This is a genomic window from Amycolatopsis sp. 3B14, assembly GCF_050958625.1.
In the GTDB taxonomy this organism is placed as follows: domain Bacteria; phylum Actinomycetota; class Actinomycetes; order Mycobacteriales; family Pseudonocardiaceae; genus Amycolatopsis_E; species Amycolatopsis_E thermoflava.
The window spans coordinates 66,613-82,980 of sequence record NZ_JBHZEN010000054.1; the positions used below are offsets into that span (position 1 = coordinate 66,613).

Consider the following 16,368-nt stretch of genomic DNA (forward strand, 5'->3'; position numbering starts at 1 on the left):
CCAGCCAGACGGGCGATCGTCGCGGGGAGGGGCGCGCATGCCGGTGATGTACTTCGCGCACAGCTACCGGGAGCGGGACGCGCGCGTCGTGGACTACTTCGGCCGGCTGATGCGGAGCGAGGGCCTCGTGCCCAGCCTGGACCCGCCGTCGGACTCGGTGAACGGCGCGAAGTTGCAGCGCCACCTCAACGCCAGCGACGGTATGATCGCCGTGTTGAGCCGTCGCGAGGACGGCACCTCGCCGCACATCCTGTTCGAGCTCGGGCTGGCCGTGCGGGCCCGGTTCCCGGTGCTCGTCTTCATCGAGGACACGCTGCCGAACGACGTGGTGTCACCGCACGTGCCGCAGCAGCGGTTCTCCTACCGGTCGTTCCTGCGGCAGGCCCCCGCGCACCGGCAGGCCCTGCGGTTCCTCAAGGCCTACCTCGCCACCACCCCGCCCGGCGGTTACGTGCCACTCGGGCGCCGCCGCTCCTGCCTCGTGGTGCGCTCCGCGCCCGACGCGCTGGTCGATGCGACCGCGAGCTGGATCGAGCAGCAGGCCGACTACGAGGTGGGCGTGCTGGACCAGCGGACCGGCGCGGCGCCCTGGGCACCCTTCGACGAGATCCGCGCCGCATCGGTACTGGTGACCTTCGCGTCCGGCGACCAGTCGCGGGGCTACCTGAGCGGCTTCGCGGTGGGAGCCGGCGTGCCGACGATCGAACTGACCGTCGATCCCGGCGTGCGCCGTGACCGGACGGTTCCCGACGAGTATCAACCGCGGCCGGTCGGCGGTCCGGACCAGTTGCCGGGCGTGCTCGCGACCGAATTCGAGCTGTTCGAACAGGACTTCCTGGAGTTGACTGACCAGGACGCGGTCGACCGCTACACCTCGTTCCTGGTCGACCTCCGGGGTGACTACGACTCGGCGACCCGCGAGGCTGCCATGGAGGTGGTGATGGGCGACAAGTACGAGGTGTCGGGCCAGGCGGGCGCCGTCGGCCGGAACGCGCGTGCGAAGAACATGACCTTCCAGCAGCTGTGGCAGGGCGAAGGGGCGCGGCTGGACCTGCCGCGCCTGGCGAGCGAGCTCGAGATCCTCCGCCTGGAGCTGAAGCGCCAGGCGACGACCCGTGAGCACGACGCGGCGGTCGCCGAGGTGGGCGCCGCGGCGGAGGCTGCCGAGCGCGGTGATGGTCCGGAAACCCTCAGCCGCCTGCAGCGGGCGGGCAAGTGGGCCCTTGGCGCGGCCACCGCGATCGGTACCGGAGTTGCTGCCGCGGCCATCAAAGTGGCGATAGGCTTCTAGCGCATCGGCCCGGGAACCCACGGTCCCGCCCGACCGTCGGAGCCCTGTGGGCAGGCGGGTGAAGGAGGGGGATTCACGGATGCCGGTAGGTCAGCCGGGTCAGGTGGAGCGGGAGTTGCCTGCCCTGGATCCCTTCCGCGGGGTGCCGGACCGGCGTTACCACCTCGCCGCGGAGGAGTTGCTCAAACCACTGCTGGAACCGGGCAGCGGTGGCCTGCTGCGCTGGCGCAAGCAGGCCAGCAACGCCCCGATCGTCGCCGTGGAAAACGCTTACATCACCGGGCGGCTCGACCTGCGCGGGGCGGACCTGGACTGCCTGTTCCGCTTCGAGAACTGCCGCTTCGAGCACCCGCCGGACGTGCGCGAGGCCAAGCTCCTCGGGCTGGTCTTCCGGCGCTGCTGGCTGCCCGGGCTCAAGGCCCGCAACCTGCGCAGCCGCAACGACGTCCGCCTCATCCGCTGCGTCGTGCAGGTCCTGCCGGGCAGCGACGACGGCGAGACCGCGGTGCAGCGCGGCGACACCCGCGAGCGCGGGGTGCCGGACGCCGCGATCAACCTGACCGACGCCGTCGTCGAAGGTTCGGTCGTCCTCACCCGCACGGCGGTCGACTACCCGCAGGGCCGCGCGATCCAGGCCGACCGGCTGATCATCGCCGGCGCGCTGCTGGCCTACCGCATGCAGTCCGAGGGCGAGGTCCGGCTCCCCGGCATGCGCACCGGCGGCAACGTGAATTTCTCCGGCGCCAAGCTGCGCAACCCGGACGGCTTCGCGCTCGACGGGAACGGCGCGCACATCGGCGGCAGCCTGCTGTGCGAGGTCGACAACTACGGCGCGGCCAGCACGCGGCAGCCGTTCTCCGCGCACGGTGTGCTGCACCTGCCGAGCATGCGCGTCAACGGTGACATCGTGCTGCGCGCCGCCGAGTTGCAGAGCGAGCAGCAGGGCCGGATCGTCGTCGAGGCGTGGAAGTCGAGCGACCCGTACGTCGACCCGTGGCCGGCGCTGGTCGGCGACCGGTGGCAGGTGGACGGCAACGTCGAGCTGTCCGACGGGTTGTCCGCGGTCGGCACGCTGCGCATGATCAACGCGAAGATCGGCGGCACCCTGCGCCTGGCCCGCGCGCGCATCACGGTGCCGCGTGGTTCGGTCGAGCCGTACTACGACCGCGCGCTGCACCTGGACGGCTCGCAGATCAGCAGCGATCTGGAGGCGACCGGCCTGGAGATCCCGTCCGGGCAGCTGCGCATGGCCGACGTGACGGTCCGCGGGAACCTGCTCGCCGGGCGGGTGCGCCTGCGGCACGCGGAACGCGACGTCCTGTCCGCCCGCCGGATGACGGTGGCGGGCAACTTCCACCTGCACGAGGCGACCATCGAGGGCACGCTGCGGTTGCAGGGCGTCGAGGTCGGCGGCAGCGTCTACCTGTACGGCACCGACGTCACCAAGCCGGCGGTGCGCAACCGCACCAGTTTCTCGGTGGACCTGCGCACGGTGAAGGTAGGCCGCGACATCACGCTCACCAGCGCCGGTGAGCAGCCGTTCCACGCCGAGGGCGGCGTCAACATGGACGGCGCCACCGCCGGCCGCCGCATCGACTTCACCGGCGCGGTGCTGGGCTCGTACAACAAGCACGCGATCGCGCTGGACGCGAGCGACGTGGGGGCGGACGAGTTCCTGCTCAACCTGGCCGAGCCCGCCACCGGCAGCATCGTGCTGCGGCACGCGCACTGCCAGACGCTGGAGGACAACGACAACTTCTGGCAGGCCGAGGGCGGCATCGAGCTGGAGGACTTCCGCTACGACGTGCTGAAGCGCCCGATCGACATGAAGGACGACGCCGCCGTGCGGGACCGCATCGAGCGGCTGCGCACCGCGATGGCCGGTTACCGGCCGGGTCCGTACGACCAGCTCGCCGCGATGCTGCGCAACAGCGGCAACGAGGAGCACGCGTCGACGGTGCTGTTCAAGAAGCAGCAGTACCGCTACGAGGCGCTCGCGCAGGGCTACCGGGTGCTGGGGCCGGGTGTGCGGTTGTGGAGCTGGCTGCAGCGGTGGATGGTCGGTTACGGCTACCGCCCGGTGCGGGCGCTGGCGTGGCTGATCGCGCTGCTGGCGGCGGGCAGCATCTACTTCGGCGCGGGCACCGATTCGTGTGTGAACGACCCGGTGCGGTACATGGTGAGCGGGCCGCGGTGCGCGGTCGACCAGCAGGAGACGGGCCTGGAGTGGAACCCGGTGCTGTACACGCTGGACTTGCTGGTGCCGATCGTCGATTTCGGTAACAAGGGCCGCTGGTACATGCACGACTTGGACAAGTGGGTGTCGAACGGCTTCACCGCGATGGGCTGGGTCCTGGCCACCACGGTCGCCGCCGGAGCCGGCCGAATGATCCGCCGAGAGACCTGACAGCCACACAATCGGGTGAAATCCGACGCGCGAGAACAGACCATCCGGCACCGGGAGGGGTCCAGGGGGGCGAAGCCCCCTGGCGGCGGGATGGGTCATCTCCCGACGCGATGATGAGCAACCGAGAGGAGGCAAAACCCGCAGCTCACCATGGCCGCGAGCCACCCGATGGCGACAATCGCACGGTTCCGGCACCGGGAGGGGTCCAGGGGGGCGAAGCCCCCTGGCGGCGGGATGGGTCATCTCCCGACGCGATGATGAGCAGCCAAGGGGAGGCAAAACCCGCAGCTCACCGTGGCCGCGAGCCGCCCGATGGCGACAATCGCACGGTTCCGGCACCGGGAGGGGGGTCCAGGGGGGCGAAGCCCTCCCTGGCGGGGGTTTGGGGGTCGACCCCCAATGCAATGGCGAGTAGCCCCGGCGAAGCGCAAAGCGCGAGCAGGGGTCGCCCAGCTACGAGCGGACGACGGGATTCGAACCCGCGACCCTCACCTTGGCAAGGTGATGCGCTACCAGCTGCGCTACGTCCGCGTGCCCCGGTTCACCGGTGCGATGCACAGTCTATACGGGTGCGATTCGCCGGGTTGACGGGGTGGCCATTTTGGGGTGATCTTGGGTGGCTGCGAGGTGTGCGTCGCCCTGTCGGAGGGAACTCGGTCACTCCGGGAGTACAAGGGGTGACGGCGAGCGTTTCGCTCCGTATGGTGTCTCCATTCGACCGAACGGGTTAGTCCCGCGGGGGAGGAGGTGGCTGGCCGCATGACGGACGACGCGGCGGTGCCGGAACAGCGCATGGCATCGGAGGACGAGCAGGCTCTGTTGAGCAGGCTCCGTTCCGGTGAGGATGCCGCGTTCCGCGAGTTGTTCGAGCTGCACGCTTCCGCCGTCCGCAGGCTGGCCCGTAGCCTGGCCGCAGATTCGTCCGAGGCGGAGGACATCACCGCCGAGACGTTCTTCCGCGTGTTGCAGGCGTTGCGCCGCGGGAACGGCCCGAAGGAGCACATCCGCGCGTACTTGCTGACGGTGGCGCGCCGGGTGTCGTGGGAGTGGCACGGCGCGCGCCGTGATGTGCCGGTCAGCGACGATGAGCTGACCCACCGCGCGGGGGCGGGTGCCGACGCGCATGCCCGCACCGCAGAGCACAGCTTGATCACCACGGCGTTCACCAGTTTGCCGGAGCGCTGGCGGACCGTGTTGTGGCAGACCGAGGTCGAGGGTGAGCAGCCCGCCGTGGTGGCGCCGCACTTCGGGTTGAGCGCGAACGCGACGGCGGCGCTGGCGCGGCGGGCCCGGCAGGGTCTGCGTGCCGCGTACCTGCAGGCGCACCTGGCGATGAACCGGATTTCCGACGTCAGTTGCCGCGGGGTGATCGAGAAGCTCGGTGGCTACACCGCGGGCAGCGTCACCGGTGCGGAGGCGCGGCGGATCCGCGGTCACCTGCTGGGGTGCGCGTCCTGCCGGGCGATGCACGCGGAGCTGCGGGACGTCTGCTCGTCGCTGCGGGCGCACGCTGGTGTGGTGGCGCTGCTGGTGCCGGCCACCGCCGTTGCCGCGGGCACGGCCGCGGGTGGCGGCGCGACGTCGGGCGTGCTGACCACGTTGAAGACCATGCTGGTGTCGAAGCTGAAGATCGGGGTGGCGCTGGCGTCGACCACGGCCGCGGGTGTGGTCGGGTTCGCGGTGGGCCCGGCGATGGTCGACGACTCGCAGCCGATCGGCCTGCCCGAGCAGGGCGGGGTCGAGTTGCGGATCGCCGAGCCGGAGTCGCGGCTGAGCCCGCCGCCGCAGGTGCTGATCGCGCCCGACGAGGTGACGCTGCCCTACCCCGGCGCGCCGCTGCCGAGCACGGTCGTGGCGAAGTCGCAGCCGCCCGCGAAGTCGGTCGAGGTGGCCGAGCCGCCCGCGCGGCAGGAGCCGCGCACCGACGGTCCGAGCACCGGCGGCGAGCGGTCGGACCAGGTCGAACCGACGCAGTCGTCGTCCCGCGGCAGCGCGCGCGACGACCTGCCGACGACGGACGCGACGCCCTTGTCGAGCGAGGACTCGCCGACGCGGGACAAGCCGGGCAAGGGCTGGGGCCGGGACAAGGACAAGCCGACGCAGGCCGAGTCGCACGGGCCGCCGTCCTGGTCCGCGCCGTGGTGGCTGTGGCGGGACCGGGACCACGGGCACTCCGGCCAGGGGTCATCCGAGTAGTCGATCTCTGTCCGCGTCTCGCGCGGCGGGCCGCGACCACGCTACGGTTGGACGGGCGAACGACCGTAGCGGGAGGCAGCGAAAGATGAACCGCGTGGTGCGGGGAGGCGACGGCCGCGAGTGGGTCGTCCGGGCGCAGATGGAATGGCGCCGCCCGGCAACCGCCGAGGACTTCGAGCGGGACATCTCCGGCAGCTACACCTCGGGCATCGCGATGCTCGCCGTGTGCGTCCTGCTGGCCGTCATCCTCGTCGCCTGGCTGCCCGACACGGTCGTGGTGCCGCCGTGGGTGATCTACGGCCTGCTGCTGATCGTGGTGTTCTTCCCGCTGCGGTGGGTGCTGAACCGGCCGTGGACGGTTGTCGCGGAGACCGACGGCGGCGTCACCGGCGAGCCGCCGCCGGAGCGCTGGGTCGGGATCATCTCCGGCATGTTCCGCGTGCGCAGCGAGCTGACCAGGCTCGCGAAGACCATCCAGCGGGAGGCGGGCCCGGACTTCGAGGGCCCGCTGCGGCCGATGGAGTAGCGATGCCGGAGCTGCCCGAGGTCGAAGCGCTGGCGTATCACCTGCGTGAGCACGCGGTGGGGCGGCTGGTCAGCCGCGTCGACGTGGCGTCGCTGGCCGTGCTGAAGACGTTCGACCCGCCCTACACCGACCTGCACGGGCGCGAGGTGACGGGCGCGGGCCGGTTCGGCAAGCACCTCGACCTCGACTGCGACGGCCTGCACCTGGTGGTGCACCTGGCGCGTGCCGGCTGGCTGCGCTGGGCGGACAACCTCTCGCCGGCGCCGCCGAAGCCGGGCAAGGGGCCGATCGCACTGCGGGTCCACTTCGGAGACCGCGGCTTCGACCTGACCGAGGCGGGCACGAAAAAGGGCCTCGCGGTGTGGGTCGTGCGGGACCCGCAGGAGGTGCCCAGCATCGCCCGGCTCGGCCCGGACGCCCTGTCGCTGCACCGGGATTCGCTGGGCGAGCTGCTGGCGGGCCGGACCGAGCGGCTCAAGTGGGCGCTGACGGACCAGTCGCTGATCGCCGGCATCGGCAACGCGTACTCGGACGAGATCCTGCACGCCGCGCGGCTGTCCCCGTTCGCGACCGCGGGCAAGCTGTCCGACGACGCGCTGGACCGGCTCGCCGAGGCGGTGCACGAAATCCTGACGAGCGCGGTGGAGCGCTCGGTGGGCCAGGACGCGGCCCGCCTCAAGGGCGAGAAGCGGTCCGGCCTCCGGGTACACGCGCGGACCGGCCTGCCCTGCCCGGTGTGCGGGGACACGGTGCGTGAGGTTTCCTTCGCCGACAAGTCCTTCCAGTACTGCCCGACCTGCCAGACGGGCGGCAAGCCGCTCGCGGACCGTCGCCTGTCGCGCCTGCTGAAGTAGCCTCTCACCCCGCAGGGTGGCGAAGTCAGCACAGAAAGTGTGCTGAAGAGCTTGCACCCGGCGTCACGAGCGCAGAGCATTGACGCCGTGTCCGGTCTGCCGATCTCGCAAATCATCCCGTGGAGCGTGGCGGGTGTGCTGCTGATCGTCCTGATCGTCGTGCTGGCGCGGACCCGCAAGCCGAGCAGCTCGATCGAGGACGCGGTGCTCGAGGCCGTCTACCACATGTCCCGCGCGACACCGGATCTCCGCGAGGGTTTCGACCAGGCCAGCGCCGACCGGATCACCTCGCAGCTGCTCGAACTGCTCAAGTGCGTCGCCGTCGGCATCACCGACAACGAGGGCACGCTGGTGTCCTGGGACGGCGAGGCCAACGACCACTACCTCGACCTGAGCAGCGCCGTGATGATGTCCATCCGCAAGGCGCGCCGGGAGGTCGTCTCGCACGACGACGTCCCGTGCGACCACCGCGGCACCTGCAAGATGAAGACCGCGGTGATCGTGCCGCTGCTGGTGGAGGACGAGGTCGAGGCCGCGCTCATCGTGGTGGGCCGCAGCTCCGGCAAACGCCTGATCCAGATGGCGGACGCGGTCGCGCAGTTCGTCACCACCCAGTTCGAGCTGGCCCGCTTCGAGGAGTCCAAGCACCAGTTGCAGCAGGCCGAGATCAAGGCACTGCGGGCGCAGATCTCGCCGCACTTCATCTACAACGCGCTCAACACGATCTCCGCGCTCATCCGCACCGATCCGGAGGAGGCGCGCGAGCTGCTGCAGGAGTTCGCCGACTTCACGCGTTACTCGTTCCGCACCTCCGGCATGTTCACCACGCTCGCGGACGAGCTGCGCAACATCGACCGCTACCTGACGATCGAGCGGGCCCGCTTCGGCGGCCGTCTCGAGGTGCGGCTGAAGATCGCGCCCGAGGTGCTGTCGGTCGTGGTGCCGTTCCTGATCATCCAGCCGCTCGTGGAGAACGCGGTGCAGCACGGTCTCGCGAACAAGCCGACCGGCGGCATGGTCACCGTCACCGCGTCCGACTACGGCACCGAGGCGCTGATCAGCGTCGAGGACGACGGCATCGGCATGGACCCGGCGCGGCTGGCCGACCTGCGCAACTCGCACCGCACCGGCGCGCACGTCGGGCTGGGCAACATCAACGCGCGCATGCGGCAGTTGTTCGGCGACGAGTACGCGCTGATGGTCGAGACCGCCCCGGGTGCCGGGATGAAGGTGACGCTGCGGGTGCCGAAGTTCGCGCCCGGCGTGCGCACCGACCTGCCGGACTACGCGGAGGCGCCGCCGGAGCCGGCCCGCAACGGCCGTCTGCACAAACCGGACGGAGTCCGTAACCTGGCGCCATGACCAGCGTGACGGACAGGCTGAGCAGCAGGATTTCGCGCATCGGCGACCGGGGCGACCGCAAGGACGTGGTGGCCGTCGTCAAGCTGCACGGGGTGATCACGCCGACGCCCTCGCCGCTGGCGCGCGGCACCATCAACCTCGCGGCCGTCGAGTCCGCGCTGACCCGCGCGTTCGATCACGACCGGCTCAAGGCGGTCGCGTTGCTGATCAACTCGCCGGGCGGCGCGCCGACCCAGTCCGGACTGGTCGCGGAGCGGATCCGGCAGCTCGCCGCGAAGAAGCCGGGCGTGCCGGTGATCGCGTTCTGCGAGGACGTCGCGGCCTCCGGCGGTTACTGGCTGGCGTGCGCGGCGGACGAGATCTACGCCCACCGCACGTCGATGGTCGGTTCCATCGGCGTGATCAGCGGCGGGTTCGGGTTCACCGGTCTGCTGGAGCGCTTCGGCATCGAGCGGCGCGTGCACACCGCGGGTGAGAACAAGAAGCGGCTCGACCCGTTCGCCCCGGAGAAGCCGGAGGACGTCGAGTGGCTGAAGAAGATGCACGCACAGTTGCACGAGATGTTCGTGGAGTGGGTGAAGGAACGCCGCGGCGACCGGCTCGCCGACACCGAGGAGCTGTTCACCGGCGACGTCTGGCTCGGCGCGAAGGCCGTCGAGCTGGGCCTGGTCGACGGGATCGGCAACCTGCGGGAGGTCGTCGAGCAGCGCTGGCCGGACGCCGAAATCACGATCGCCGAGCCGAAGAAGCCGCTGCTCGCCCGCCTGGGGATCGGCGCGCCGGCAGCCGCCCAGGCGCTCCTGGACGCGGTCGCACAGCGAGTTGCTTGGTCACGCTACGGGATTTGAAAGCGCTCGCCCGCAAGCGGTATGGACATCGCATCGTGCAGTAGGCAGGATGCGAGTCACTGTGAGTGCGCAACAAGACACCAGAAGACTGCTCGTCCTTGCCGTCGATGACGAGCCCCACGGGTTGAACCTGCTGGTCGACACGCTGCGGGGCAACCCGCACATCGGTCGCGTGTTCACCGCGGTCGACGCCTCCGAGGCGCTGCGCGTGCTGGCGTCGGAGGACCCGGAGGTGCGTGAGCGCAAGGAGCGGGGCCTGCCGCCGATCGACGCGGTGTTCGCCGACCTCCAGATGCCCGGCCTGTCCGGCATGGAGATGGCGCGCGTGTTCTCCGCGATGAGCCCCGCGCCGGTGCTGGTGTTCGTCACCGGTCACGCGCACGAGGCCGTCAACGCGTTCGACCTCGGCGCGGTGGACTACCTGCTCAAGCCGTGCAACCAGCACCGGCTGGACCGGGCGGTCGAGCGGGTGCTGGAGAAGCTGAAGACGGTGGCCCCGCCGGGGCCGGGTGCGGCCGCGCCCGCCGCGCCGGACGACGACGAGGTGATCCCGGTCGAGCTCGCCGGGACGACGAAGCTCGTGCCGCGCTCGTCGGTGCGCTGGGTCGAGGCGCAGGGCGACTACGCCCGCCTGTTCACCAAGGACGGCAACAGCCACCTGGTCCGCATCCCGCTGACCCAGCTCGAGGAGCGCTGGGAGAAGGCCGGGTTCGTGCGGATCCACCGGTCGTTCCTGGTCGCGTTGAACCTGATCACCGAGCTGCGCATGGGGCAGGGCGGCTACCAGGTCGTGATCGGCAACGAGGAGAAGCTGCTCCCGGTCTCCCGGCGGCACACCCGTGAGCTCAAGGACCGACTCACGGGTGGTCGATGACCGAGGACTTCTACCGTCGCGCCGACGGGGTGCGGGAACCGGACCCGACGCTGGGCAAGAACTACCAGCCCGCGTCGGTGGAGCCGGTGCCGCCCGCGCCGCGGCCCGAGGCGCCACCGGAGCCGGCGAAACCGCCGAAGCGGCAGCGGGTGGTGCTGGCGGACCCGCGCTCCCGCAAGACGACGCCGACGCTGCGCGCGCGCCTGGAGCTGGAGCAGCAGACCAGCTGGGGCGAGCTGCTGATCCGCGATCTGGTCAAGCACCAGCTGCGCACGGCGCTCGGGTTGAGCGCGCTGGTGCTGGTGCTGCTCGGGGCGCTGCCGCTGGCCTTCTACGTGTGGCCGGGGTTCGCCGCGCTGCGCGTGGTCGGCGTGCCGCTGGCGTGGTTGCTGCTGGGGCTGTTGCCGTTCCCGTTGCTGCTGCTCGCGGGCCTGGCCTACAACCGGCTGGCCGAGCGGCACGAGCGGGACTTCGTGGACATGATCGAGTCGTGACCGGCCGGCGGAGCCGGAGCCGGGGCAGGGGACAATCCGGATCGTGCAGCTGAACCCGTGGGCGCTGAGCGGCATCGCGACCGTCGCCGTGCTGACCTTCTACCTGGGTCACCGCTCGTCCCGGTTCGCCAACACCACGCACGACTTCCTGGTCGCGCGCCGCACCGTGCGGTCGCGGCGCAACGCCGCCGCCATCTCCGGTGAGTACCTGTCCGCCGCGTCGTTCCTCGGCATCGCCGGGATCATCCTGAAGGACGGCGCCGACGGGTTGTGGTTCCCGATCGGCTTCACCGCCGGCTACCTGGCGCTGATGCTGTTCGTCGCCGCGCCGCTGCGCCGCTCGGGCGCCTACACGCTGCCCGACTTCCTGGAGGCGCGGCTGGGGTCGGTCGTGCTGCGCCGGTGCGGCACGTTCTTCGTGGTGTTCATCGGGATCCTCTACATGGTCCCGCAGCTGCAGGGCGCCGGGCTGGCGCTGACGACGGTGCTGAACGTGCCGGGCTGGGTCGGCGCTGTGACGGTGACCGTGCTGGTCGGCGTGAACGTGATTGCGGGCGGCATGCGCGCGATCACCGTGGTGCAGGCGTTCCAGTACTGGCTGAAGCTGTTCGCGATCGCGCTGCCCGCGTTCGTGCTGTGCGCGGTGTTCCTGGCTGGCGGCAAGTCGGGGCCTGCCGGTTCGCTGGGGTCGCCGGCGCCGCCGGTGTTCGCGGAGCAGACCACTGTGGACATCCGCACTGACGTGGCCTTCGAGGTCGGCACGCTGACGCAGGTCCGGATCGAGCACCCCGGCGACGCGGCCCCGCACGAGGAGATCTGGGTGCAGGGCTCGACGCAGGAGCTGCCCCAGGGCACCCGCGTGTGGTTCACGGCAGGCACCCCGGTCCCGACGGTGAGCGACGCGGCGGTCACCAACGCCGACTGGCTGCACCCGGGCTCGGAGGGGCTGCGGGACCTGCTGCAGACGTATTCGCTGATCTTCGCGACGTTCCTCGGCACGATGGGCCTGCCGCACGTGCTGGTCCGCTTCTACACCAACCCGGACGGACGGGCGGCGCGCCGCACGACGGTGCACGTCCTGTTGCTGCTCGGCCTGTTCTACCTGTTCCCGACGATCCTCGGGGCGCTGTCCCGGATGTACGTGCCGGAGCTGCTGGTGACCGGCCAGACGGACGCGGCGGTGCTGCGGCTGCCGTCGGCGATGGTGCCGGGCGTGGCTGGGCAGGTGCTGGGGGCGGTCGTGCTGGCCGGCGCGTTCGCGGCGTTCCTGTCCACGTCGTCGGGGCTGCTGGTGAGCCTGGCGGGGGTGGTGTCCACGGACCTGTCGAAGGGCCGGGTGCTGGACTTCCGCATCGCCGCCGGTGTGGTCGGGCTGGTGCCGCTGGCGCTGGCGCTGCTCCTGCGGCCGAACGACCTGTCGCTGAGCGTCGGGATGTCGTTCGCGCTGGCCGCGTCGACGTTCTCGCCGTTGCTCCTGCTCGGCGTGTGGTGGCGCGGGCTGACCTGGCCGGGCGCCATGGCGGGCATGATCATCGGCGGCGGGCTGGTGCTCGGCGCGCTGGCGGTGGACCTGGTCAGCCGGTTCACCGGGGGCTGGGCGCCGTGGTTCGCCGACCAGCCCGCGTTGATCACGGTGCCGGTCGCGTTCGCGGTGACGATCCTGGTGAGCCTGGCGACGCCGAACGGCAAGCCGGCCGACGTCAACGGGGTCATGCTGCGCCTGCACGCTCCGGACCGGCTCGGGTTCATGCGGGACCGCGCGGTGGCGCGGTTCGGGCAGGCCGAAGAGCGTACCCGGATGGGACGCGGCCGACACCGTAAGTGACCACGGGTCTAACCCGGGCGACTTTCACTCCATCGGCGGTTCCGTTTACCGCGGGTTGACTTTTTGGCGAAACTTGCCTGTTTGGGGATTCAGGATTTGGACATTCCTACGTCAAACCGGCGTAAGATCGTCAACTCTCCGTAAGATCATTCACTCAAAAGGATTAACAACAAGCCTCACGTTTCGCGGCAAGATCTACCCGCATCACACGCCGGAAGAGGTTGAGACCATGCAAAGGGAGGTTGTCCCGTGAGCACCAGCGACCAGGACCTCGTCGACGAGACGGGTCCGGGCGACAACTGGCAGAAGGTGCAGGCGAGCCCAGAGTTCGCCGAGCTCCGCAAGAGGTTGCGGACCTTCGTCTTCCCGATGACCGTCCTCTTCCTCGTCTGGTATCTCATCTACGTCCTGCTCGCCGACTACGCCCACGGCTTCATGTCGACGAAGCTGATCGGCAACTTCAACGTCGGCCTGCTCATCGGCCTGCTGCAGTTCGTGTCGACGTTCCTCATCACCGGGATCTACGTGCGGTACGCGAATCGCAGGCTGGACCCGATCGCCGACAGGATCCGCGGTGAGATCGAAGGAGACGCGCAGTGAGGAACCTGGCGCAGGGCGTCGAGGGCAGCAACCCGACGCTGAACATCATCATCTTCGCGATCTTCGTCGCGATCACCCTGGTGATCGTGTTCCGCGCGAGCCGGAACACGAAGACCGCCTCCGACTACTACGCGGCGGGCCGCTCGTTCACCGGTCCGCAGAACGGCATCGCGATCTCGGGTGACTACCTGTCCGCGGCGTCGTTCCTCGGCATCGCGGGCGCGATCGCGATCAACGGCTACGACGGGTTCCTCTATTCCATCGGGTTCCTCGTCGCGTGGCTGGTCGCGCTGCTCCTGGTCGCCGAGCTGCTGCGCAACACCGGCAAGTTCACGCTCGGCGACGTGGTCGCGTTCCGGATGCGGCAGCGGCCCGTCCGCGCCGCGGCCGCGGTCTCGACCCTCGCGGTGTCGTTCTTCTACCTGCTCGCGCAGATGGCAGGCGCAGGCGGCCTGGTCAACCTGCTGCTCGGCATCAAGGGCGACTGGGGTCAGAACGCGGTCATCGCGATCGTCGGCGTGCTGATGATCGTGTACGTGCTCATCGGCGGCATGAAGGGCACCACCTGGGTTCAGATCATCAAGGCGGTCCTGCTGATCCTGGGCGCGCTGGCGATGACCGTGTGGGTGCTGGCCAAGTTCGGGTTCAACTTCTCGAACCTGCTGCAGGCCGCGGTCGATCGCGGCGGTGCAAACGGCGAGGCGCTGCTCAACCCGGGCAAGCAGTACGGCAAGACCAGCACGAGCAAGCTGGACTTCCTGTCCCTGGCCATCGCGCTGGTCCTGGGCACCGCTGGTCTGCCCCACGTCCTGATGCGCTTCTACACGGTGCCCACCGCGAAGGACGCCCGGAAGTCGGTCGTCTGGGCGATCGTGCTGATCGGCATCTTCTACCTGTTCACCCTGGTGCTGGGCTACGGCGCCGGTGCGCTGGTGGGGCCGCAGGCGATCAACTCGGCGCCGGGCACGACGAACTCGGCGGCGCCGCTGCTGGCGCTCGAACTGGGCGGTCCGATCCTGCTCGGGTTCATCTCGGCGGTGGCCTTCGCGACCATCCTGGCGGTGGTGGCCGGCCTGACGATCACCGCGTCGGCGTCGTTCGCGCACGACGTCTACGCCAACGTGATCAAGAAGGGCCAGGTGGACAGCAAGCAGGCCGAGGTGCGCGTCGCCCGGATCACCGCGCTGGTGATCGGCGCGCTCGCGATCGTCGGCGGCATCCTCGCGAAGAACCAGAACGTGGCCTTCCTGGTCGCGCTGGCCTTCGCCGTGGCGGCCTCGGCGAACCTGCCGACTCTGCTGTACTCGCTGTTCTGGAAGCGGTTCAACACCCAGGGCGCGCTGTGGAGCATGTACGGCGGCCTGATCGTCTGCATCGTGCTGATCGTCTTCTCGCCCGCGGTCTCCGGCGGGCCGAAGCCGATGATCAAGGGTGTGGACTTCCACTGGTTCCCGCTGGAGAACCCAGGCCTGGTGTCCATCCCGGTGTCGTTCCTGCTGGGCTTCCTCGGCGCGGTCCTGTCGAAGGAGCGCAACGAGAAGAAGTACGCCGAGATGGAGGTCCGCGCGCTGACCGGCGCACACGCCGAGAAGGCCACCGCGCACTGACCCGGCGAACGGCGAACAGGGCCACCTCCGGTGACGGGGGTGGCCCTTTTCGGGCTCACGTGCAGTTGATGGGGGCGCGTGCCAGTATGTGAACGTGCAACCAGGTGACATTCCGACCGCGTCCGTCTCCGAACTGCCCGCGGACGGGCTGGTGTTGCTGGACGTGCGCGAACAGGACGAGTGGGACGCCGGCCATGCCCCCGGCGCGGTCCACATCCCGCTCGGCGAGCTGCCCGCGCGCACCGACGAGCTGGCCCAGCTGCCCGACGACCAGCCGCTCTACGTGGTGTGCCGTACCGGCGGCCGCTCCGCGCGGGCCGCGGCGTGGCTCAACGCGAGCGGCTGGGACGCGATCAACGTGGCAGGCGGCATGAAGTCCTGGGAGACCGAGGGCCGCCCGGTCGTCGGCGAGCACGACGGCCCGCCCGAGGTCCTGTAGGCCCGATGCACCCGACCCCGAGGCCCTACCGCCCCCGGCCGCGTGTCAGCTGGGTGGCGAACCCTCCACCGGGTGCGATCCGTCCCCGGCCGGCGCGCCCGGCCGAGCGCTACGACGGCCCGCCGTCGTACCACGTGCCGCCGCGCTGGGGTTTCCCGCACCTGGCGTGGCGGGTGCCGACGGCGGTGCCCGGCACCCCGTCCGGATACCCGAGCCCGGTCGAACGCGTGCGGGTGCTGCACCGCAACGCGGTCACGATCCTGTGGTTCCTCGCCGGGCTGGCGGCGGTCGCGGCGGGTGCCGAGTTCTGGCGTTACGCGCTGCTGGTGATGAGCCGGTCGACCGCACTGCACGCGTCGACCGTGGCGTTCTCCGACGCGCTGGAGATCATCGCGTCGCTGCTGACCGTGGTGTTCGGGCTGATCGCCGTCGCCGCGACGCTGTGGTGGCTGCTGGTCGCCCGAAGCGCCGCCGCGGAGGCCGCCGGGCAGGAGCCGGCCCGCTCGACGGGCGAGGTCGTGGCCGGGGTGCTGGTGCCGGGGGTGAACCTGGTGATGGCGGGCTCCATCCTCGCCGAACTGGAGCACCTGGTGCTGGGCCGCGAGCCGGACCGCCGCCCCCGCCCCTCGCGGCTGGTGCTGGCCTGGTGGGCGGCCTGGGTGGTCAACGAGGTGCTCATGGTGCTGGTCATCGGGTGGCGCTTCAAGGACGGCGTGCAGGCGATGGCGGACGGCGTGCTGTTGACCGGGTTGCTGAACACCTCGGCCGCGGTGCTGGCCGGGCTGACCGCGGTGCTGGTGTACCGCCTGACGACGCTGCTGGCGCCGGTCCGCACCGACCGGCTGCGCCCGCTGCAGGTGCGCTCCGTGAAGGGCGCCCCGCCGCCGGAGCTGCGCACCGCCCGGCCCACCGGCGCGGCCCGCTGAGCTGCCGCCGTTTCGCGGGACGCGTGCCGCCCCTGGCCCGGTGCAGGCAGGGGCTGCCAGTGGCCAGCGCAGGGCGCGCACTGGCGCGGCTCGTTGAGCTGCCGCCGTTTCGCGGGACG

14 protein-coding genes and 1 tRNA gene are annotated in these 16,368 nt (G+C 70.6%); 14 read left to right on the forward strand and 1 reads right to left on the reverse strand.

Annotated elements, in window-relative coordinates:
• Nucleotides 1-37: 37 nt before the first annotated feature.
• Complete coding sequence (locus tag ACCP09_RS28035) at nucleotides 38-1,291, forward strand: hypothetical protein (RefSeq protein WP_433751577.1); 1,254 nt, start codon at nucleotides 38-40, stop codon at nucleotides 1,289-1,291.
• Nucleotides 1,292-1,370: 79 nt separating this feature from the next.
• On the forward strand, nucleotides 1,371-3,698 hold the full coding sequence (locus ACCP09_RS28040; RefSeq protein ID WP_433751579.1) for an oxidoreductase: 2,328 nt from the start codon (nucleotides 1,371-1,373) through the stop codon (nucleotides 3,696-3,698).
• Nucleotides 3,699-4,156: 458 nt separating this feature from the next.
• Here ACCP09_RS28040 and ACCP09_RS28045 read toward each other — a convergent pair.
• Nucleotides 4,157-4,229, reverse strand: a tRNA-Gly gene (locus tag ACCP09_RS28045).
• Nucleotides 4,230-4,457: 228 nt separating this feature from the next.
• On the opposite strand from ACCP09_RS28045, the gene ACCP09_RS28050 reads away from it, so the two are divergent.
• The 12 genes from ACCP09_RS28050 (at nucleotide 4,458) to ACCP09_RS28105 (ending at nucleotide 16,249) form a co-directional block, all read left to right on the forward strand.
• A complete protein-coding gene (locus ACCP09_RS28050) occupies nucleotides 4,458-5,894 on the forward strand; it encodes a sigma-70 family RNA polymerase sigma factor (protein WP_433751581.1) in 1,437 nt (478 codons plus the stop codon).
• Nucleotides 5,895-5,979: 85 nt separating this feature from the next.
• Complete coding sequence (locus tag ACCP09_RS28055) at nucleotides 5,980-6,420, forward strand: hypothetical protein (RefSeq protein ID WP_017986108.1); 441 nt, start codon at nucleotides 5,980-5,982, stop codon at nucleotides 6,418-6,420.
• Between the two features lie 2 nt (nucleotides 6,421-6,422).
• A complete protein-coding gene (locus tag ACCP09_RS28060; RefSeq protein WP_027933071.1) occupies nucleotides 6,423-7,274 on the forward strand; it encodes an Fpg/Nei family DNA glycosylase in 852 nt (283 codons plus the stop codon).
• Between the two features lie 78 nt (nucleotides 7,275-7,352).
• On the forward strand, nucleotides 7,353-8,636 hold the full coding sequence (locus ACCP09_RS28065) for a sensor histidine kinase (protein ID WP_026153683.1): 1,284 nt from the start codon (nucleotides 7,353-7,355) through the stop codon (nucleotides 8,634-8,636).
• On the forward strand, nucleotides 8,633-9,484 hold the full coding sequence (locus ACCP09_RS28070; protein WP_027933070.1) for a S49 family peptidase: 852 nt from the start codon (nucleotides 8,633-8,635) through the stop codon (nucleotides 9,482-9,484). Before ACCP09_RS28065 ends, ACCP09_RS28070 begins: the two co-directional genes overlap by 4 nt.
• A 49-nt stretch (nucleotides 9,485-9,533) precedes the next feature.
• On the forward strand, nucleotides 9,534-10,358 hold the full coding sequence (locus tag ACCP09_RS28075; protein WP_051079479.1) for a LytR/AlgR family response regulator transcription factor: 825 nt from the start codon (nucleotides 9,534-9,536) through the stop codon (nucleotides 10,356-10,358).
• Nucleotides 10,355-10,852, forward strand: a complete 498-nt coding sequence (locus tag ACCP09_RS28080) for a hypothetical protein (protein WP_433751584.1) — start codon at nucleotides 10,355-10,357, stop codon at nucleotides 10,850-10,852. Before ACCP09_RS28075 ends, ACCP09_RS28080 begins: the two co-directional genes overlap by 4 nt.
• Nucleotides 10,853-10,895: 43 nt before the next feature.
• Nucleotides 10,896-12,677 carry a cation acetate symporter gene (locus tag ACCP09_RS28085; RefSeq protein WP_433751586.1) on the forward strand — a complete coding sequence of 594 codons (1,782 nt, stop codon included), beginning with the start codon at nucleotides 10,896-10,898 and terminating at the stop codon, nucleotides 12,675-12,677.
• Nucleotides 12,678-12,926: 249 nt separating this feature from the next.
• Nucleotides 12,927-13,277, forward strand: coding sequence for a DUF485 domain-containing protein (locus ACCP09_RS28090; RefSeq protein ID WP_433751588.1), 351 nt, complete (start codon nucleotides 12,927-12,929; stop codon nucleotides 13,275-13,277).
• A complete protein-coding gene (locus tag ACCP09_RS28095; protein ID WP_027933066.1) occupies nucleotides 13,274-14,884 on the forward strand; it encodes a solute symporter family protein in 1,611 nt (536 codons plus the stop codon). Before ACCP09_RS28090 ends, ACCP09_RS28095 begins: the two co-directional genes overlap by 4 nt.
• Nucleotides 14,885-14,972: 88 nt before the next feature.
• The gene (locus ACCP09_RS28100) at nucleotides 14,973-15,323 is read left to right on the forward strand and encodes a rhodanese-like domain-containing protein (protein ID WP_020416369.1); all 351 of its coding nucleotides are present in this window, start codon (nucleotides 14,973-14,975) and stop codon (nucleotides 15,321-15,323) included.
• Nucleotides 15,324-15,376: 53 nt separating this feature from the next.
• Nucleotides 15,377-16,249, forward strand: a complete 873-nt coding sequence (locus ACCP09_RS28105; protein WP_433751591.1) for a DUF4328 domain-containing protein — start codon at nucleotides 15,377-15,379, stop codon at nucleotides 16,247-16,249.
• Nucleotides 16,250-16,368: the final 119 nt, after the last annotated feature.

Coding starts and splice junctions, on each gene's coding strand:
- ACCP09_RS28075 (WP_051079479.1), top strand. CDS start 9,534: ATGCGAGTCACTGTGAGTGCGCAACAAGACACCAGAAGACTGCTCGTC.
- ACCP09_RS28040 (WP_433751579.1), top strand. CDS start 1,371: ATGCCGGTAGGTCAGCCGGGTCAGGTGGAGCGGGAGTTGCCTGCCCTG.
- ACCP09_RS28060 (WP_027933071.1), top strand. CDS start 6,423: ATGCCGGAGCTGCCCGAGGTCGAAGCGCTGGCGTATCACCTGCGTGAG.
- ACCP09_RS28080 (WP_433751584.1), top strand. CDS start 10,355: ATGACCGAGGACTTCTACCGTCGCGCCGACGGGGTGCGGGAACCGGAC.
- ACCP09_RS28070 (WP_027933070.1), top strand. CDS start 8,633: ATGACCAGCGTGACGGACAGGCTGAGCAGCAGGATTTCGCGCATCGGC.
- ACCP09_RS28035 (WP_433751577.1), top strand. CDS start 38: ATGCCGGTGATGTACTTCGCGCACAGCTACCGGGAGCGGGACGCGCGC.
- ACCP09_RS28050 (WP_433751581.1), top strand. CDS start 4,458: ATGACGGACGACGCGGCGGTGCCGGAACAGCGCATGGCATCGGAGGAC.
- ACCP09_RS28055 (WP_017986108.1), top strand. CDS start 5,980: ATGAACCGCGTGGTGCGGGGAGGCGACGGCCGCGAGTGGGTCGTCCGG.